This window comes from Streptomyces sp. NPDC000345 (assembly GCF_042898825.1).
GTDB lineage: Bacteria > Actinomycetota > Actinomycetes > Streptomycetales > Streptomycetaceae > Streptomyces.
Map to the genome: position 1 here is coordinate 40,289 of NZ_JBIAZE010000013.1, position 19,652 is coordinate 59,940.

The 19,652-nt window shown below is 76.0% G+C and carries 13 protein-coding genes; 6 read left to right on the plus strand and 7 right to left on the minus strand.

The annotated features are described in order from the left end of the window. Window positions 1-16: 16 nt before the first annotated feature. Window positions 17-1,492: an APC family permease gene (locus tag ACFY30_RS28145; protein WP_390847943.1), complete on the minus strand. Its 1,476-nt coding sequence runs from the start codon at window positions 1,490-1,492 to the stop codon at window positions 17-19. A gap of 325 nt (window positions 1,493-1,817) precedes the next feature. On the opposite strand from ACFY30_RS28145, the gene ACFY30_RS28150 reads away from it, so the two are divergent. Beyond that, window positions 1,818-2,279: a DUF5709 domain-containing protein gene (locus ACFY30_RS28150; RefSeq protein WP_390847944.1), complete on the plus strand. Its 462-nt coding sequence runs from the start codon at window positions 1,818-1,820 to the stop codon at window positions 2,277-2,279. A 33-nt stretch (window positions 2,280-2,312) separates the two neighbouring features. Here ACFY30_RS28150 and ACFY30_RS28155 read toward each other — a convergent pair whose 3' ends face one another. Further along, window positions 2,313-2,519, minus strand: coding sequence for a hypothetical protein (locus ACFY30_RS28155; RefSeq protein WP_390656645.1), 207 nt, complete (start codon window positions 2,517-2,519; stop codon window positions 2,313-2,315). Window positions 2,520-2,631: 112 nt separating this feature from the next. Between ACFY30_RS28155 and ACFY30_RS28160 the strand changes: the two genes are divergently transcribed. Then, complete coding sequence (locus ACFY30_RS28160) at window positions 2,632-4,884, plus strand: MMPL family transporter (RefSeq protein WP_390847945.1); 2,253 nt, start codon at window positions 2,632-2,634, stop codon at window positions 4,882-4,884. Here ACFY30_RS28160 and ACFY30_RS28165 read toward each other — a convergent pair. Next, window positions 4,844-5,932 (minus strand): PP2C family protein-serine/threonine phosphatase, encoded by a 1,089-nt coding sequence (locus ACFY30_RS28165; protein WP_390847946.1) that lies wholly within the window; start codon window positions 5,930-5,932, stop codon window positions 4,844-4,846. The genes ACFY30_RS28160 and ACFY30_RS28165 overlap by 41 nt on opposite strands. Before the next feature lie 231 nt (window positions 5,933-6,163). On the opposite strand from ACFY30_RS28165, the gene ACFY30_RS28170 reads away from it, so the two are divergent. Next, entirely contained in the window at window positions 6,164-7,051 is an 888-nt protein-coding gene (locus ACFY30_RS28170) for a GNAT family N-acetyltransferase (protein WP_390847947.1), read from the plus strand. A gap of 7 nt (window positions 7,052-7,058) precedes the next feature. Here the strand turns inward: ACFY30_RS28170 and ACFY30_RS28175 are convergent, their stop codons facing one another. The 4 genes from ACFY30_RS28175 to ACFY30_RS28190 all read right to left on the minus strand — a co-directional run bounded on the left by ACFY30_RS28175 (window position 7,059) and on the right by ACFY30_RS28190 (window position 12,348). Beyond that, entirely contained in the window at window positions 7,059-7,958 is a 900-nt protein-coding gene (locus ACFY30_RS28175; protein WP_390847948.1) for a Gfo/Idh/MocA family protein, read from the minus strand. Between the two features lie 977 nt (window positions 7,959-8,935). Next, on the minus strand, window positions 8,936-9,193 hold the full coding sequence (locus tag ACFY30_RS28180) for a hypothetical protein (RefSeq protein ID WP_390847949.1): 258 nt from the start codon (window positions 9,191-9,193) through the stop codon (window positions 8,936-8,938). Window positions 9,194-9,264: 71 nt separating this feature from the next. Further along, a complete protein-coding gene (locus ACFY30_RS28185; RefSeq protein WP_390847950.1) occupies window positions 9,265-10,665 on the minus strand; it encodes a diaminopimelate decarboxylase in 1,401 nt (466 codons plus the stop codon). Between the two features lie 48 nt (window positions 10,666-10,713). Next, window positions 10,714-12,348 carry a PucR family transcriptional regulator gene (locus ACFY30_RS28190; RefSeq protein WP_390847951.1) on the minus strand — a complete coding sequence of 545 codons (1,635 nt, stop codon included), beginning with the start codon at window positions 12,346-12,348 and terminating at the stop codon, window positions 10,714-10,716. Between the two features lie 714 nt (window positions 12,349-13,062). On the opposite strand from ACFY30_RS28190, the gene ACFY30_RS28195 reads away from it, so the two are divergent. From ACFY30_RS28195 to ACFY30_RS28205, 3 genes are all read left to right on the plus strand, one after another. Then, the gene (locus tag ACFY30_RS28195; protein WP_390847952.1) at window positions 13,063-13,968 is read left to right on the plus strand and encodes an alpha/beta hydrolase; all 906 of its coding nucleotides are present in this window, start codon (window positions 13,063-13,065) and stop codon (window positions 13,966-13,968) included. A gap of 177 nt (window positions 13,969-14,145) precedes the next feature. Continuing rightward, entirely contained in the window at window positions 14,146-17,796 is a 3,651-nt protein-coding gene (locus ACFY30_RS28200; protein ID WP_390847953.1) for a LuxR C-terminal-related transcriptional regulator, read from the plus strand. 108 nt (window positions 17,797-17,904) lie between these two features. Next, on the plus strand, window positions 17,905-19,233 hold the full coding sequence (locus tag ACFY30_RS28205; RefSeq protein WP_390847954.1) for a PucR family transcriptional regulator: 1,329 nt from the start codon (window positions 17,905-17,907) through the stop codon (window positions 19,231-19,233). The last annotated feature ends 419 nt before the right edge of the window (window positions 19,234-19,652 follow it).

Consider the following 19,652-nt stretch of genomic DNA (forward strand, 5'->3'; position numbering starts at 1 on the left):
CAGATCGGGCTCCCTCTCAGAAGTCGGTCGGGAGACCCTCGTAGGCCGTGGCATGGGCGGCCGCGTGATCGTCCGGCGCGTAGTCCGCCTCCACGGTACGCGAGGCGTCGAGCCGGGCCGGCCGGTAGTAGTCGCTGCCCCGCCGCCAGTACCAGAGCATCGGCACCAGCCCCACGGCGAGCCCGCCGATGCCGATGACGATCGCCGCCGGCTCCAGCGCGCCCAGCGACTCCGCGAAGACCCAGAACATGAACAGCGCGCCGAACAGCGGCCACAGCCCGCCGAGGAGGAAGTCGGACGGGGACCGCAGCAGCGTCCTGCGGTAGGCCACCACCGCCGCCAGACCCGCCAGACCGTAGTACACCGCGATCTGCAGGCCGATCGCCGAGATCGCGTCGGCGAGGATGTCGCCCACCGAGCCCAGCGCGTTGGACGCCACGAACATCGCCAGCGCCACCCCGCCGACCACCGCGATCGCGACCCACGGCGTGTTCCAGGTGCGGTGCACCCGGCCCAGCGCGGACGGCATCGTCCGGTCACGGCCCATCGCGAACAGCGACCGCGTGACCTGGATGAGCGTCGTCTCCAGCGTGGCGATCGTCGACAGCATCACGGCGACGATCAGCAACTTGCCGCCCCAGCCCGGCCACAGCTCCTCGCCCAGCGCGGCCAGCACGTTCGCCCCGTTGTCCTCGATCCGCCGCGCGCTGAGGACGACGTTCACCGCGATGGTGAACACCTCGAACAGCAGGAACACGATGCCCACCCCCACCAGGCCCGCGAGCCCGGTCGTACGGCGGCTGTTGCGGGTCTCCTCGCTGAGGTTGCTGGTCACGTCCCAGCCCCAGTAGTAGAACGCCGCCACCAGCGCGCCCGACGCGAAGCCGGAGACCCCGTCGAAGTGGCTGAACCCGAGCCAGGACCAGTCGAACGGCAGCGCGTTGTCCTGCGTGTGGACACAGGCGAGCAGCACGAACAGCGCCAGGATCGCCAACTCCACGCCGGACATGACGAGCTGCGCGCGCACGGTGAGCCGGGCGCCGCCCAGCACCACCGCCAGCATCACCAGGAACCAGGCCGCGCCCACCACCGTCGACAGCGCCGTGTCGCCGGCGAGATCCTCGTCGAAGAGCGCGAGCGTCATCGAACCGGCCGGCAGCGACCCCGCCACCATGAAGATCGTCGCCGAGACGACCAGCGCCCAGCCGCTGAGGAAGCCCAGGAACGGGTGGAGGGTCCGGCCCACCCACGAGTAACTGGCCCCCGCGTTCACGTCGATGCGGCCGAGCCGGCTGAACGCCAGCGCGATCCCCAGCATCGGTATCGCGCAGTACAGCAGCGCCGCAGGGCTGGCCAGGCCCACCGCGCCGACCAGGACCGCCGTGGTGGCGGCGATGGAGTACGCCGGGGCGCTGCCCGCGACCGCCATCACCACCGTGTCGAAGGTGCCGAGGACGTTCGCCTGCAGCCCTCTTCCGGTGCTGTTGCTCATGCTTGTGCCGCTTTCCGTCGTGCACCGCCGGAACGGGAGCGGCCCGACGGCGTAGGGGGGTGAGGGTTGGAGCACCGCCGCGCACCGAAGAGGGGTGACCTCGGGAGACGACGGCGGGGAGGAGCATGGCGGTTGCCGGCCACCAGAGCGTTCAGGGACGATCACACCGAGTGTGCGAGTGATGATAACCCCACCCTTTGAGCGTTCAAGATTGACGGGTGGGTAACCGCCGCACCACGCATGAGCGGCGTGTGACGCGATTGGAGCGGGCGACACGGGAAACGCGGACGGGGTCAGCAGCAGCCCGCGACACAGGGAGGCACCCATGGGCAGCGAGCCCGCGGCGATGGGCGACGACGCCTACCAGCCCATCGGCACGAACGAGGAGCAGCAGGACGCCGCCCCGCTCGACCTTCAGGACGCCGTCGACGAGCGCACCTACGACGACACCCTGGACGAGGGGTACTCCCCGCCCGAAAGGCCGCTGGGCGTCGAGAAGTACGGCACCACCGCGGCCGAACAGCACGACGGCGAGACCCTGGACCAGCGGCTCGCGCAGGAGGTCCCGGACGTCTCCCAGCCCGCCGGTGACGGCATCGGGGACCTGCCCGACGGCGAGGGCGAACCCCTCGACCCCGAGGCCGGCGACGCCCGGGCCGGCCGGCTGGTCGCCCCCGACGAGGGTGCCCACTCCGACACCACCAGGGAGGAGATCGCCCAGGACGTGGGCATCGACGGCGGGGCCGCGGGAGCCGAGGAGGCCGCCGTTCACATCGTCGAGGAGTGAACGGTCACCGGCCCCGGGGCCGGTGACCGTCCCTCAGGGCAGCAGCTTCTCGATCGCGCTCGGGCCCTCCTTGTCGAGCTTGCGGCGCGCCCACTCGAGATTGCGGGGGGTCAGGTCCCGGCCCGTGGCCAGGACCACGTCCTCCGGCGACACCTCGGTGCCGGTGCGGGTGTGGAGCAGGTTGTCCGGGGTGACGCGGTCCGGGGAGGGCCGGGAGGCGCCGGGCTGTGACGTCGGCATGGTGTCCGCTCCTCGCGTCCGAAGGAATGTACTAACACCATTCATCCTGCGGCCGCACCTTGCAATCCGATCAGCCCGGCCCGGGATGCCGGGAAGAGCCCGTGAGCGTCTCATGGGCTCCATGGCACCGACCACGCCCGGGGAACGGCGACGCGGGGGACTGCGCAGGCTCGGCGCCTGGTGCGCCCACCACTACCTGATCGTCATCATCGCCTGGCTGGTGGCCCTCGTGGCCCTCCAGGTCGTCGACCGCGCCGTCGGCGGCACCTACGAGGACAACTTCCAGCTGTCGGACACCCAGTCCCAGAAGGGCCTGGACGTCCTGAAGGAGCACGACCCGCAGGCCGGCGGCTACAGCAGCCAGATCGTCCTGCACGACGACCGGCAGGCCCTGAGCGCGCTCGGCTCCCAGATGTCCACGACGGTGGGCGACCTGCAGAAACTCCCGCATGTGCTCGCGGTGCAGAACCCGCTCTCGCAGAGCCCCACCAAGATCGGGCCGGTGTCGGGCGACGGGAAGACCGGGTACATCACCGTCCGCTTCGACGTCCAGCCCTCCACCCTCGGCGACGGCTACCTCGACGGCGTCGACGACGCCGTCCAGCCGCTGCGGGCGGCCGGCGCCGAGGTCGAGTACGGCGGCTCCCTCGGCGAGCTGGCCCGGCCCGCGGCGGACGACCGGATCAGCGAACTGATCGGCTTCGCGGTCGCCATCGTCGTGCTGCTCATCGGCTTCGGCAGTGTCTTCGCCGCCGGCCTCCCCCTGATCACCGCCCTGATCAGCGTCGTCGGCGGACTCGCCATCCTGGGCCTGTTCGCCGCCGCCTTCACCTTCGCGACCGTCTCGCCCACTCTCGCCACCATGATCGGCCTGGGCGTCGGCATCGACTACGCCCTGTTCCTGATCACCCGGCACCGGCAGAACCTGATGAACGGCGCCGACCCCGCCGAGGCCGCCGGGCACGCCACCGCCACCAGCGGCCGCGCCGTCCTGGTCTCGGGCACCACCGTGATCATCGCGCTGGCCGGCCTGTACGCGTCCGGGGTGTCCTTCATCGGCAAACTCGGCCTCGCCGCCGCCATCACGGTCGTCTCCGCCGTCGTCGGCGCCCTCACACTCGTCCCCGCCCTGCTCGGGCTCATCGGCCGGCACATCGACCGCTACCACGTGCGCAAACCCGTCGCCGAGACCGACGCCGAACCGGGCGCCACCCCGCAGGGCACCTGGCACCGCTATGCCAAACGCGTCGAGCGCAGACCGTGGGAGTACCTCGGCGTCGGCGTCGCCGTCATCGCGATCCTCGCCATCCCCGTCTTCTCCATCCAGCTCGGCCACATCGGCGACGGCGCCGACCCGACCTCCTTCACCGACCGGCGGGCCTACGACCTGATGACCGACGCCTTCGGCCCCGGTTCCAACGGCCCCCTGACGGTCGTCATCGACCAGTCGTCCGTCCCCTCCGACAAACGCTCCGACCTCCAGTCGCAGGCGCAGAAGACGCTGAACGCCGTCCCCGGCGCCGCCACGGTCACCTCGCTGGCGCCCACCCAGGACGGCGACGTCCTCACCGGCACCGTGTACTCCACCCAGGCACCGCAGGACGCCACCACCACCGACCTGACGAACCGGCTCAAGGACCACACCCTCCCCGACGCGGTCTCCGGCTACGACGCCAAGGGCTACGTCACCGGCACCACGGCCGCCCAGGTCGACTTCCGCGACATCGTCGCCAGCCGGCTCCCGCTGATCATCTGTGTGGTCGTCGGCCTCGCCTTCCTGATCATCCTCGCCGTCTTCCGCGGCCTCCTGGTCGCCGTGAAGGCCGCCGTCCTCAACGTCCTGTCCATCACGGCCTCGTACGGCGTGGTCGTCGCCGTCTTCCAGTGGGGCTGGGGCGGCCCCGCCCTCGGCGTCAACGGCGATGTGCCCATCGAGAGCTATGTGCCGATGATGATGTTCGCGATCATCTTCGGCCTCAGCATGGACTACGAGATCTTCCTGCTGTCCCGCGTCCACGAGACCTGGCTGCGCACCGGCGACGCCAAGGACTCCGTCGCCCACGCCCTGGAGATCACCGCCCGGGTGATCACCTGCGCCGCCCTGATCATGGTGAGCGTGTTCTCGGCGTTCATCATCAGCGACAACATCGTCGTGAAGATGCTGGGCCTCGGCCTCGCCGTCAGCGTGCTGATCGACGCCACCGTCGTACGGCTGCTCATGGTGCCCGCGGTGATGACGCTGCTGGGCGCGCGGGCCTGGTGGACTCCGCGGTGGCTGGACCGGATCCTGCCGCACATCGACGCCGAGGGGGACGCGGAGACCCTCAGCGGTCCGGACGCGCGGGCGCGAGAACGAGCATCGTGACGTCGTCGCGGACCGCGGGGGAGTGACGCAGCAGATCGGTCCAGACGCGGGTGGTCGTGACGGCCGGGTCGGTGCCGTCGGCGAGCGCGGGGAGCCGGTCGGTCAGGGGGTAGAAGGCGTCGGCGGTGTTCCTGGCCTCCCAGACGCCGTCCGAGGCGAGGAACAGACGGTCGCCGGGGCGCAGCCGCAGGGCGCGGCCGACGGGCGTGGAACCGTCCGGCAGGCCCAGACCCAGCGGCGTCCACGGGGTGACGGGCACCTCCGTCGCCCTGCCGTCGCGCAGCAGCACCGGCGGCGGATGCCCGCACACCACCACCCGGACGGCGTCCCCGTCCGGCGCGAACTCCAGCAGGACCGCCGTCGCGAACAGCTCGGCGTGCGCGAGCCGCGCCGAGTCCACCGCCAGCCGCCGGTCCAGCCGGGCCGCCACCGCCTCCAGGGACGGCTGGTCGAGCACCGCCTCCCGGAACGCCCCCATCAGCGACGCCACCGTCGCGATCGCCGCCAGCCCGTGCCCCTGGACGTCCCCCAGCACCGCCCGCACCCCGTACGCGCTCTCGCGCACGTCGAAGAAGTCACCGCCGACCAGCGTCCCCCGTTCGGCCGCCCGGTACAGACCCGCGCAGCGCACCCGGCCCACCCGCTCGGGCACCGGCGGAACCACGGCACGCTGCGCCGCCTCCGCGATCGTGCGCTCGATGTCCAGCTGCACGTCCCGGCGGCTGCGCACGAACGCCACGAACACGCTCAGCACGGCGACGAAGCAGATCGTCAGCAGGTCGGTCTGGCCCGGGTTGTCCAGCCGGAACGCCGGCACGTTCAGCATCACGACCACGGTCGCACCGAGCACGGCGGTCGCCAGCGGGCCGTACGACAGCACCGCCAGCGGCGGGATCGCGCCCAGCAGGAAGCCGATGTCGAGCGGATCGGGACTGGCCAGGGTGGCCGCACAGACGCCCGCCACCAGCACGACGGGCAGTGCCCGTACCCACCGCGGCGGCGGAGCGCCCCGCAGCCAGCTCCGTCGCTCGGCGTCCACTCGTGCCACACCACCACGCTCCACCCCGGCACCGCCGTGCGCACGCCGGAAAACGGGTGGACGCCCCGTCGGACGATCTCCTACGGTGTGACCGCACGCCCGGACACCACGGAAGGAGGAGAGCGCCGATGAAGCTCTCACGCATCCCGCGCTCCCGTTCCGTGACCCCGGCGTGCCGCGTCTGACCCTCGTCCGACGCCCCGGGAGCGCCCCACCTCATCCGCATCCCGGAGGAATCCCTTGACCGATCTGGTCATCCGCGCGCTCGACGAGCGCGACATCCATCTGTTCGACACCCTGCCCGACCCGATGGGCAACGCCGAGGCGTTCCGCAACGCCAGCTACCGGCCGCACTGGAAGCGGGTCGCCCTGCGCGACGGGCGGGTCGTCGCCCGCGCCGCCTGGTGGGGCGGGCCCGACGACACCGAGCCCCTCACCGTCGAGTGGTTCGACTTCGCCGACGGCGAGGAGGAGGCGGGCGCCGAACTCCTGCGCACCGCGCCCTGGCGGGTCGGCCTGGAACTGGTCCTGCCCGGCGGCTGGCGCGAGGACCCCGCGCTGCGGGCGGCCGCCGAGGCCCGCCACGCCGCCGCCCGCGCGGCGGGCCAGACCCTGCTCGTGGAACGCTTCGTCTACCGCTGGACCCCGCGGTGCGGCCTGCCCGAGCGCCCCGGCAGGCTCACCTTCGCCCCCGAACCCGACGACGCGGTGTTCTTCGACGCCCTGCGCCGCATCCACTCCGTCACCCTCGACGCCCACGCCCGCAAGGCCGTCGCGGAGGGCGGACTCGACCAGGCCGCCCAGGAGGAGCTGGACTTCTTCCGCTGGTGCCCGTCCCCGCGCGAGTGGTGGCAGGTCGCCCGCACCCCCGAGGGCGACCTGGCCGGGATCCACATCCCGGCCCGCAACCCCTCCGGGCCCTGCGTCGGCTTCATCGGCGTCCTGCCGGAGCACCGGGGACACGGCTACGCCTACGACCTGCTTGCCGAGTGCACCCACCACCTCGTCGAGCGGGGCGCGGAGTTCATCGCCGCGGCCACCGACCAGGGAAACTTCCCCATGGCGGCCCACTTCACCAAGGCGGGCTACCCCGTCGTGCGGGAGCGGGCGAACTTCGCACCGAGCTGATCGCTGATCAGCGCGGCTCGCCGGCGCCCGGGACCAGCAGGGCCTCGGCGTCGGCGAGGATCTCGGTGACCCGCAGGCCGAAGGCGGCGTCGCACGGGTGCGCGCGCCCGTCCCGGGCCGCGGCGAGGAGTTCCCCGGCGGCCCGGGCCAGCGCGTCGGCCGCGCTGCCGGTGGGCTCGGGCAGACGTACGACCCCGCCGTCGCCGTACAGCTCGAGAGCCGCCCCCGACGCCGCGGGCGGGGCGGTCAGACTGAGCGTCACGGTGCTGGAGGCGCCGCCGGTGTGCTCCAGGACCAGGTGGACGGTGTCCCGGGGGCCGGGTCCGGCCGCGCTCACCCGGCGGACGTCGCCGAGGACCGGCAGCAGCACCGACAGGGCGTGCGGGCCCACGTCCCACAGGGCGCCCTTCTGCCGCCGCCAGGGCGTGGCGAACGGGCTGTCGCTGTCCTCGGCGAACACCGACCCCAGCCAGCGGGCGTGCCCGGTGAACCAGCCCCCGGTCTCCTTCTGGGCGGATATCCAGTCGGCGGTCTCGGTCAGGTAGCGGGTGGTGAAGAAGACCACCGAGGCGACCCCCGCCTCCTCGGCCGCCGCCGCCACGGCCCGCGCCCCGGCGGCGGTGGTGGCGACCGGCTTGTCCAGCAGGAGGTGCCGGCCCGCCCGGGCGGCCCGGACCGCCAGCTCCGCCTGGACGTCCGGCGGGAGCGCCACGGCGACCGCGTCCACGTCCGCGAGGAGCGCGTCGACGTCGTCGTAGGCGCGGGTGCCGTGCCGGTCCGCCAGCTCCTTGGCGGCCTCGGGGCGGCGGCCCCACACCCCGGTGAGGTCGACGCCCTCGTGGGAGGCGAGGACGGGGCCGTACACCATCCGGGCCCAGGGACCGGTACCGAGCAGACCGATGCGCATGCCGTTGTCACTCCCTGCCGAGGCGACCAAATCGCCCCGAGCCTCGCACACCCGACCGACCGGGGGTAGCCCTGCTCGTCGGGGTGCCGCCGCCGAGCGGGGCGGGGTGCCTCTGGTCGTTGGGGTGCCGCCGCCGAGCGGGGCGGGGTGCCTCTGCTCGTGGGGGTGCTCCGCCGACCGGGGGCGGGGTACCCCACGGGGGTTCCGCTGCTCGCCGGGGCGCCCACGGGGGGCGCCCCTGCCTGGTGACCGGGCCCGCGGTCGTGGCCCGGGGACGCTTGTGTTCGCCGGCCCGTCCCGCCGAGGCCGCTGCATGCCGCCCGGCGTCGTCGGGTGCACCTCTGCCCACCGGGGTACCTCTGCCCACCGACGGGGGCGGCAGCATCGCCCACCGGGGACACCCCGCCCCCCGACCGCCCACGGGCCTCCGCCGTCCGACCGGGGCCCACCGCTCGGGCCCGGCGGGCGCCGCGGCGCGGGCTCTGGGCGCCAGTCGGTGTCTGGAGCTCGGTAGCTCGGTGGGGCGGCGTGGGGGCGGCTCGGCTCGCGCCCGCAGGAGCGCCGGACAGAGTCCACCCTGCGGGTCCGGGCGGCCGACGGCTGCCCGGACCTGTTGCCCGGGGTCCTGGGAGACCGTCGGCGGCCCGCCGCGCAGGTGCGGCCTCCGCCCCGACGGCTCGCGCCCTCGCCGGGCGGCCGGGGCGCGCCGTCCGGCGCCGGGTGGTGGTCCGCCGCGTGCGGCCGGGGACGCTCCGGGTGGCGCCGCACCAGCGGGGGTCTGCCGGCTCGGGGTGGCGCCGGTCCGGCCGGGGTCCGGTGGTCGTCGTTCGGGTCCGGGCAGGGGCATTGCCCGTGGGCCCCGTGGGCCCACGGGGCGGCGACCGCCGACGCACCGCCCCCGGCCGCCGCCCGGCGGGACCGTTGTGCGGCGCGGCGGCGCGGGGGCGGCTGGCTCAGGCGGCGCGGGGGCGGCTGGTTCAGGCGGCGCGGGCCTGGGGCGCTCGGTCGGGGGTGGCTGCGGGGCCCTCGGGTGCTGGTGCGGGCTCCACCGGTTCCGGGCGGGGGCGGGCGTCCGTCCGGTCCGGTGGGGTGCCCTTGATCAGGCGGAGGTGCCTTCGGCGCGCCGCGTGGCGGGGCCCGGCCGCGGCGGGGGCCAGCATGCGGTCCTCGACGCGGTCCAGGACCGCCAGCAGGACGGACAGGGACGGCAGCAGCAGTAGGGCGACCCAGAGCACGGTTCTCTCCTCGTCCGGCGACAGGAGGACGGGTGCTCAGAATCGGCCGGGTGATGCGTGCCGGGTCGCCCTCAGGGCAGGGAAGGCGCGGCGAACCCCGTCAGCAGGGCGTCCGCGTGGTCCCGGCCGCTCTCCAGGGAGATCTCCCGAAGCGACTGGGCGGGCCGGACCGTGGCGAAGGTGACGTGACCGTCCTGGAGCAGACAGCCGTACACGGCGGGCCTGGGCAGGCTGTTGTACGCCCACGGTGCCGAGAAGTAGTAGGCGCCCGTGTCGTGCAGCACGACCACGTCCCCCTCGTCGAGCGCGGGCAGCGGGCAGGCGCGCGCCACGACGTCCCCGGCGAAGCAGAGCGGTCCGGCGATGTCCTGCGGCACGACGGGCGTCCGCTTGGGCATGCCGTCCGGGCCGTAAGCGGAGACCCGCAGCGGCCAGGCCTCGGGCATGAACGCCGTCCGGGTGGCGATCTGGGCACCGGCGTGGGTGAGCGCGATCCGCCGGCCGCCCGCCTCCTTGACGTACTCGACGAGCGCGGCGGTGAAGCCATTCTTGGCGAGCAGGGAGCGGCCGAACTCGGTCACGATCTGGTAGCGGCCGTCCAGCAGGGCCGGTTCGACGGCCGTGAGCGCGGCGGCGTACTCCGCGTGGGTGGGCGTGACGCAGTCGTCGGCGAAGTTCACCGGCAGCCCGCCACCGAGGTCGAGGCTGGTGACCTGGCGGTGGCCGACGCGCGCGTTGATCTCCTCGGCGAGCCGGTGGAGCGCCGCCAGCCCCTGCGCGATCAGCGGCAGCGGACAGCCCTGGGAGCCGACGTGCGCGTGCAGCCGGGTCAGCCACGGCCGCCGTACGAAGGCCTCGACGACCCGCTCGCGGGCGCCGGGGTCGCGCAGGGCCACGCCGAACTTGGACTGGGCGGTCGCGGTGCTCATCGCGCCGATGGACCCGCCCCCGACCTGCGGATTGACCCGCAGCCCCAGGACGGACGCGCAGCCGGCGGGACGCAGCGCGTCGATCCGGTCGAGCTCGGCGAGGTTGTCGGCGTTCAGCGCGATCCCCAGCTCCAGCGCCTCGCGGATCTCCCGGCGGGTCTTGGCGGGGGAGTCCAGCACGATCCGCGCCGGGGCGAACCCCGCGTCCAGCGCCAGCCGCAGCTCGCCGGGGCTCGCCACCTCGCAGCCCATCCCGGCGTCGGCGAGCAGGCGCAGCACGGGCACCAGGGGACAGGCCTTGGCGGCGAAGGCGTGCAGCACGTCCGGTACGCCCGCGAACGCCTCGTGCAGCGCCGCGACGCTCTCGCGCACCCCCCGGACGTCGAGGAAGCCGGCCAGCGGCCGGTCCTCCGTCAGGAGCCCGTCGGCGACGGCCTGCCGGACGGCGAGAGCGAGGTTTTCGGTGGAAAGCGACACGTCCGGGTCTCCTTCGCTGAGGGGCGGGACACCTCCAGGTTCACTCGCCGGGGAGTCCCGCGTCATTGGAGGACCGGCCAGGAACAACCGGAACCCTTGTGTCCCCGCACAACCTCAGGACGCCGGGGGAGCGGCCAGCCGGACCGCCAGGGCCAGCAGCAGCCGGCTGTCGGGGTCGTCCAGGTCCACGCCGTACCGCTCCCGGACCCGGCCCAGGCGGTAGCGGAGGGTGTTGGGATGCACGAGGAGACGGCGGGCCGCCTCCGTGACGTCGTGCCCGGTCTCGAACCACACCGCCAGCGTCCGGACCAGCTCCCCGCCCCCGGCCAGGTCGGCGCGGACCAGATCGTGGACCGGGCCGGCGCCCGACTCCCACACGGGCCGGACGGCGTCCAGCAGCCGCAGCACCTCCAGCGACGCGCCCACACCGGCGGCGTCCGAGGAACGCAACGGCCGCGGCCGCCCCGCGGCGAGGGCCCGGGCCTCCCGTTCCCGCAGCGCCCGCACCACCAGCCCCGCCCGCTCGTGCGACCACGCGGCCTCCTCCGGCACCACGACCGGGCCCACCCCCAGCCACACCGCCGCCGCGTCCGGCAGCGACGAGACGGCCGCGTCCAGGTCGCGCACGACGGCCCGTACGGCCCGCTCGTGGTCCGCCGCCGCGCCCTCCCCGGCGAGCAGCAGCGCCAGCCGGTCGCCGTCCCGCAGCACACCCGTGCCCGGGCGGAGCGCCGAGATCTCCAGGACGAGCACGTCCAGGGACCGGTCCTGCGACCTGCCGGCGGGCCGCCGCTCGGCCACCACCACCGCGCACGGCGCGTCCGGCGACAGCCCCAGCGACCAGGCGTGCGTACGGAGGTCCCCGAGCCCGTGCAGCAGACCGCGCAGCGCGGCCTCCCGGCGGTGCGCCGTCCCGCTCTCCCGCAGCCGTTCGCGCACCAGCAGCGGGGCGGCGAGACCGGCGGCCGTACGCAGATGGCGGGCCGCGTCCGGGGCCAGCGCGGCGCCGTCCGCGGCCGCCCAGATCGACCCGAGCACCTCCCGGCCGCTGCGCACGGCGACGACCAGCCGTTCGGGGCTGTCGCCGTCGGCGGGCCTGTGGATGACGTCCGGCGAGGTCCACAGGGCGCGCAGCAGGCCGCTCCGGCGCAGCTCGGCGACCCGCCAGTCCGGCACCCGCCCGCCGAGGATGACCGTCCGGCGCAGCGCGTCCGCGCCGGGGCCGGTCGCGGAGTGGGCCAGGACCCGCAGCCGGGTGTCCTCGATGGTGATCGACCCCTTCACGTACGCCGCGACCCGCGCCGCCAGCACCGCGAGCGAGGGTGCCGCCTCCGGGTCCGGCGGCGGTCCGGCGTCCTCGACCCGGCCGGCGCCGACGTAGGACAGCGCCGACCGCAGCAGCGCGGCGGCCTCCGCCCAGCCGGTGCCCTCGGCGCGGGCGAGGAGCGCCACTCCGGCGTCCCGCGCCGCCGGCACCAGCCCCTCGTCCGCTTCGCCCAGGACGACCGCGCAGGCGCCCCGCCGGGCGGCCTCCCGGACGGTCCCGGCGACCGGTGCCGCCCCCACGGCCAGCAGCAGGACGCCCTCCTGACCGGGACGCAGGTCGTCCAGGCCGACCGCGATCCGCCGCACCACCGTGCCGGGCGCGGCGGGCGCGCACAGCAGGCGCAGCGCGTGGCCGTCCTCGAAGGCCAGCAGGGACCGCAGCGTCACGGCCGCCCCGCCGGCGCTCGCGCTCTCCTCGCCCATGGACACCGCTCCCGTCCTCGTCCGTCGTCCGTTCTGCCCCGGCCGGCCCGCACGCAGGCCGGCCGGGGCAATCCGCTCGTCGCCCGGCCTGGTCCGCGCGTCGGTCCGGCCCGGCCGCGTCCCGTCCCGTCATGCCGGCCCGGCGACGTTCCGTTGCGTCGGTCCGGTCCGGGCGCGTTCTGTTGCGTCGGCCCGGCCCGGCGACGTTCCGTCGCGTCGGCCCGGTCCGGCCGCGTTCTGTTGCGTCGGACCGGCCAGGTCCCGTTCCGTTGCGTCGGCTCGCCCCACCCACGTCCCGTTGGGTCGGGCCGACACGGCCACGCCCGCCCCCTCGGTCCGGCGGCGGGGCCTGCCCTGCTTCCCGGCTACCGTGCCCACCCGGCGCACGGCGTACGCCGCGCCCGCCCCGCCGGTGTCGTGCGCTCGCATGATCCGGCGTCCGTTCCCCGGTGAGGACGGGCGGCCTGACCGCGCGGCGATCCGTTCCCCGCCCATCCCCGCCCACCGCTCCGGGTCCCTCCCCCGGGCACGGCGCGAGTCCGTCGGGTGCGGAAGCCGGTGACATTGCCGATCCCCGCGTCCGGGTCCGGCCCCGACAGTGGCACCGCCAGCCCATCGGCGGCGCCCCCGGGAACACCTGCCGGACCCGCTCGCACGGGGTCTCGTGCGCCGTGTCCCGCCGGGCGGCCCGCCCGACCGAGAGGACGACTCGTCGTGCTGAAGCAAGCGCCCACCGGTACCCCCCACCGCAGGCCCGGCCGGCTCGCCGTCGCCGCGGCGACGATCGCCGCCGTCGTGGGTCTCACCCTCGACGGACCCGGCGCGCACGCCGCGGACAACCCCTACGAGCGCGGCCCGGCGCCCACCGAGGCGAGCATCGAGGCGGCGCGCGGCCCCTACGCGGTCTCGCAGACCACCGTCTCCTCCCTGTCCGTCACCGGGTTCGGCGGCGGCACGATCTACTACCCGACCAGCACCGCCGACGGCACCTTCGGAGCGATCACCGTGTCGCCCGGCTACACCGGCACCCAGTCCTCCATCTCCTGGCTGGGACCGCGACTGGCCTCCCAGGGCTTCGTCGTCTTCACCATCGACACGCTCACCACGCTGGACCAGCCCGACTCCCGCGGGCGGCAGTTGCTCGCCGCCCTGGACTACCTCACGCAGTCGAGTTCCGTCCGCTCACGGGTCGACGGCAGCCGGCTCGGCGTCATGGGCCACTCCATGGGCGGCGGCGGCAGTCTGGAGGCCGCCAAGAGCCGGCCGTCGCTGCAGGCCGCGATCCCGCTCACGCCCTGGAACCTCGACAAGACCTGGCCCGAGGTGGTGACCCCCACCCTGGTCTTCGGCGCCGACGGCGACACGATCGCCCCCGTCGCCACCCACGCCGAGCCGTTCTACTCCACGCTGCCGTCCTCCCTGGACCGCGCCTATCTGGAGCTGAACAACGCCACCCACTTCACGCCGAACTCGTCGAACACGACGATCGCGAAGTACAGCATTTCGTGGCTGAAGCGCTTCATCGACAACGACACCCGCTACGAGCAGTTCCTGTGCCCGCTGCCGCAGCCGGGCCCGACCATCGAGGAGTACCGGGGCAACTGCCCGCACACCTCCTGAGCCGGGGCGCGCGGCCGCTGTGCCCGTGCCCGCGGCGCGGCGGCCGCCGTTGGGCAGCCGCACAAGGCACGTCCCGCCGGTCACCCCCGAACCCCCAGGTGACCGGGGTCCCGCGGGGTCACGGCGGCTCGGACACCCGGCTTCCACCGCTCGGCCCCCCTCCGTAGCGTCGGCGGAATGACCGGACAGACGCCCGCCGCACCCGCCCGGCCCCGCCAGCCCGCGCCCCGCAGGCCCCATCCGGCCGGCGGGGCACGCGTGGTGACCGCCGAACCGGGCGGTGGACGCACGGCGTTCCTGGAGCGCGCGGCCCGCGCGTTCACCGCCGGGCCCGCGGTCCTGGTACGGGCGGACCCGGCGCGAGTGCCCGCCGTACCCCTGGCAGGTCTGCGCGCCCTGCTGGACACGCTGCCGAGGACCGTCGGCGATCCGGCCGCCGCCGCGCCGCCGCACCCCGGACCTCTGCGCCGAGGCCATCCCCCCACAGGACCCGCCCCCGCACCCACCCCCACCCCCGCACCCGGTGCGGTGCTCCTCGACGCGCTGCACGAGGCGTCGGCCCGTGCCCCGCTGCTGGTCTGTGTCGACGACGCGCACCGGTGGGACGGCGCCTCCCGGGCCGCGCTCGGGCACGCCGCCGCCCGGCTGTGCCGGACAGGGCGCGTCGGTCTGCTGCTGAGCGTGGCCGGGTACCGGCCGGTCGCGCCGGAGTTCGCAGGGCTGCCGGTGACCAGGATCGAACCGCTGTCCCCGGCGGAGGCCGCCGCCCTGCTGGACGAGGCGACGGAGCGCACCGTCGACCTCGCCGTGCGCGACCGCCTCGTGGACGCGGCCGAGGGCAACCCGGGCCTGCTGCTGGCCATGGTCCGGCGTCTGACCCCGGCCGAACTGCGCGGCCTGCGCCCGCTCACGCGCCCCCTTGCCGACGCCGAGGCCCTGACCGGTCTGTTCGCCGACCCTCGCGCCGGCCTGCCGCCCGTCTGGCGGGGCGCCCTGCCGTTGACGGTCGCTGCGGCCCTACGGGACCGCGCTCCCGAGGACGCCCGGATCGACCTGGCGCTCGCCCTGCGGGCCGCGGGACGGCTCCTGGCGGACGGTCGCTTTCCGGCGGACCGCCCGCCGCCCGGCGCCGGTGAACCCCGCCTGGAGACGCTCCCCGACGTCCTCAGCCTGGTCGAGGGCCGGGTCGGCTTCCACAGCGACCTGCTGCGCCGCGCCGTGTACGCGGAGGCGGGGCCCGCGGGGCGTCGCGCGGCGCACCGCGCGCTGGCCGAGGCCCAGGCGGCGGACTACGGCGGCCCGGCGCTGCGCACGCTGCTGCACCGGGCGCGATCCGCCGCCCCGCCGTGGCCGGGGGCGGCGGCGGAACTGGCCCGGGCCGCGGCCGACCCGACCGGCGCCCCCTCCAGAAGCCTGCGCTGCGCGGCGTACGCCCAGGCCGCCGGACTGACCGGGCGCGGCGAGTTACGCGCGGAGCGCTTCACGGAGGCCGCCGAACAGGCCCTGCTCGGCGGGCGCCCGCACCGCGCCCTGGGCCTGCTCGACGCGGCCCGGCACAGTGCCGGGCCCGCGCCGTCCCCGGCGCTGCGGGGCCGCATCGAGCTGCTGCGCGGCATCACGGTCCTGTACGACGGCCCGGTCGACGAGGCCCAGGCGTCCCTCCTGCTCGCCGCCGACCTGCTGTCCGCCACCCGCCCCGCGCAGGCCGAGCGAGCGGCCCTGGCCGCGTCGGACGCGGCCTGGACAGCAGGTGACGCCCAGGGCTGCCTACGAGCCCTGCGCCACAACGCCCCGACCACGACGACAGCCACGCCGCGTCCTGCCCCACCCCCGGCCCCCGCGGCCGTCCTCACCCCCGGCGCGATGCCTGCCCAGCGAAGTGCCACACGGCCTCACGACGCGGCCACCGCCCCGGACGCCACGGCCGCCCGCCGGGGTACCGCCCCGCTTTCCGGCGCCGTCGCCACGGAGCCGGGCGCCACCCCGCCCCCGGGCGAGTCGATGGCCGCGCCGGACACCGCCTCGTCCCCCGGCGCCGCCGCCCCCGAGGGCACCGAGACGGCCGGGGAGAATGCCGCCCCGCCCGTCCGCGCGGAGGTGGCCGGGCCGGATACCGCCCCGCCCCTCAGCCCCGCAACCGCACCGGGCGCAGGGGATGCCGGTCCGGCTGCTGCCCTGCCTTCGGGCGCGATGGTCGCCGAGAGGCGTGGCGTGTCGTCCCCCGGCGCCGCCGTCGGGCCGGGTGCGGCGGCCGCGGTCCCGGGCGCCGCCCTGCCCCCGGGCGCCGCCCTGCCCCCGGGCCCCGCCCTGCCCCCGGGCCCCGCCCTGCCCCCGGGCGTCGTGGTCGCGGCCCCGGGCGCTGCGGTGCCTTCCGGTGCCGTTGTCCCTGATGCCGTGTGCGCCGGGGCGGGTGGTGTCCTGCCTTCGGGTGGGGTGGGTGCCGGGTCCGGTGGTGCCTTGTCCTCCGGTGCCGCCGTCGGGCCGGGCGCGGCGGCTGCCGTCCCGGGCGCCGCCTCATCCCCGGGCGTCGTGGTCGCGGCCCCGGGCGCTGTGGCCGCCGTCCCGCCCTCGGTCACCGGCTCGGCCCCCGGCACCACCACCGGCGAGCACGCCCCCCGCGCGAGTGACTACCGCATCGGTGTGCTGGCGTTGCTCGAAGGCGATCACGGTCGGGCCGGGTGGGCTCTGGGGCGGCAGGTGGTGGAGGCGGAGGGGAGTGACGAGCCGGAGCGGCTCCTGCGGGCGGCGGCCTGTGCGCTGCTGCTCGGCGACCTCGGCGGCGCCCGCCGGGCGGGGGCGCGGGCCCTGGCGGCCGCCCGCGAGAACGGCACCGTCTCGGCCCTGGCCCGGGCCCGCGAGTACCTCGCCTACGCCGAACTGCGCGCCGGACGGCACGCGGTGGCCCGTATCCACGCCGAGGAGGGGCTGCGGGCCGCGCACCGGACCGGACAGCGCAACGCGGCCGCCCACCACCGGGCCCTGCTCGCCCTGGCCGCCTCGATCGAGGGCGATCCCGAGGAGGTCGAAGCCCACGCGACGGCCGCGCTGACCACCGCACGGCGGCACGGCCTGGCCCAGGCGGCGACCCTCGCCGAGTGGGCGGCGGCCCGCGCCGACCTGGCGCGCGGACGCCCCCGGGAGGCCGCGGACCGGCTCGGCCCCCTGGTGGGCCGGGGCCCGGGCCGCGGGCACTTCGCGGTGTGGATGTTCGCCGTACCGTGCTTCGTGGAGGCCGCCGTGTCGGTGGGCGGGGACGAGGGCGCCGCCGCGGCCGTCGAGGACTTCGCCCGGTGGGCGGATCTGGGCGTCGACCCCCAGGCGCCCGCCCAGTTGCTGCGCTGCCGTGCCCTGCTGGCCCCGGCGGACCGGGCCGACGCCCTGTACCGGTCGGCGCTCGCCCTGCACGACGTGGCGGGCGGTGCCTTCGAGCGCGCCCGCACCGCCCTGCTGCACGGCAAGTGGCTGCGGCGCAGGCGCCGGCTGCGCGAGGCACGCGACCGTCTCGGCTCGGCCCTGATGGGGTTCGAGCGCTGCGGCGCCCGCGCCTGGGCGGAGCAGGCCCGCGCCGAGCTGCGCGCCAACGGGGTGTCCCCGGGCGGCGCGACCCGGACCGCGGGACTGTCCGGACTGACCCCGCAGCAGCAGCGGATCGCCCGGTGCGTCGCGGAGGGAGCCACCAACCGGGAGGTCGCCCTCACCCTGTCCGTCAGCACCCGCACGGTCGACTACCACCTGCGGAAAGTCTTCGCCGCGCTGGGCGTGCGCTCGCGGGTGGAACTGGTGCGGATGGTCGAGCAGTCGGGTGGGCCGGGCAGGGGAGAGCGCTGATCAGACGGAAAAGAACCGCTGCAGACCTCTAGGGACCGACCGGGCGGTATGTCATCCTGCGGGACAGGGCGAGTGGGACGCAGGACACCGAGCCGGAGGAGGACCGGGATGCAGCGCGCCGCACGGACACGAACCGCGTTCCGGCCCGCGCCGGCCCCGCCGCCCGCGCCCGCGACGATCGGGAGGCGGCCGCGTCCGCGGCGAGTGCGGTCGCTGATCGACGCCGACGCCCTCCAGGTCCTGCACCGCGCCACCCGGACCCTCCTGGCGGACCTGCCCGGTCTCACCGACCGGCTGGTCGCCGCGCTCCAGGACGAGGAACCCGCCTACCGCGCGGCCATGGCCGACGACCCGGCCGCGACCTGGCAGGAGGTGCACCGCTCGCTGCGGCACAGCGTCTCCTCGCTGCTCGACCCGCGCGGCAGCCGGGACGCGGCCCGTCGGTGCTCGTGGAAGATCGGCGCCGCCCGGGCGGAGCAGGGGCTGCCGCTGGACGCGCTGCTGCACGCGTTCCGGCTGGGCGGCTCGCTGGTCTGGCAGGGCCTGGTCGAGGAGACCTCCCGCTCCGCGCCGGAGGACGTACGCCTGCTCGTGCACGTCGCCGCCGACGTGTGGAACTTCGTCGACGAGCACTGCACCCTCGTCGCGGACGCCTACCGGCAGGTCGAGCGGCAACTGGCGTGGCGGCGCGAGAACCGGCAGCGGCTGCTGGCCGCCGCCCTCCTCGACGGCACCAGCCGTATCGCCGACCTGCCGGAGACCGCGCACGCGCTCGACCTTCCCGAGAGGGGCCGCTACGCGGTGGTGGCGGTGACGGGCGGCTGCCCCTCGGACGCGGCGGGGGCGCGCGCCGCTCTCACCCGGGGCCTGCGCGTGTACTGGCACACGGGCGTGGAGGTCGACTACGGCATCGTCCTGCTCGGCGACGCCGACGCCGCCGCGGTGGACGCCGGGGGCGACCGGGACGCCGACGGCCTCGGGCCCGCAACGGCCGGCGGCGACGTCGCCGGCAGCGCCCGCGCCGGGGTCAGCACGTCCGTGTCGGGCCTGGCCGCGGTGGGCGACGCGCGGCGGCTCGCGGACACCGCGCTGGCCATGTGCCCGCAGAGCGGCGGCACCATCCGGCTCACCGAACACCTGCCGGCCGCCCTGGTGGTCTCCGCCCCGGAACTGGGCGCGGCCCTCGTCGACCGGGCGCTCGGTCTGCTCGGCGCGCTGGAACCCGCCGACGAGGCCGTGCTGCTGGACACCCTGGCCACCTGGCTGGCCTGCGACGGTTCCGCCCAGCGGGCGGGGGAGCGGCTGTACTGCCACCGCAACACCGTCCTCAACCGCCTGCGCCGCTACGAGCAGCTGACCGGCCGTTCCCTCTCCCGCCCCACCGACCTGGTGGAGATCACCCTCGCCCTGACCGCCCGAGGCCTACGAACCCACTGAACCCCCCACCGGGCACAGCCGCGCCCCCCGGTCACCACCCCCGATCCCGGCCCCGGCGCCCCGGCCACCACCCCCGATCCCGGCCCCGGCGCCCCGGCCACCACCCCCGATCCCGGCCCGGCGCCCCCGTCCACCGGCGCGGCGCCCACCCCGGGCGCATGTTCCGCCGAGGGCCCCCACCGCCTGCCCCGCCCGTCCCCCGCCTCGGGTACGCCCCCGTAGGCCAACCCCTGTCCCAGCGCCTGCCGGGCCCCGGCGGTGTCCCAGGCCTGCCGCGTCCGGCCCCGCCTCCAGGGCTACGTACCTCGCGAGCCGCTCCTGACGGGAGCGGGTGCACTTCCCGGGGAACGGAGGAGAAGGCACTTGCCGCCCCCTGGAAGTCACGACGAGCTCCTGCGCCGCGGCGGTGCCTGCGCGGA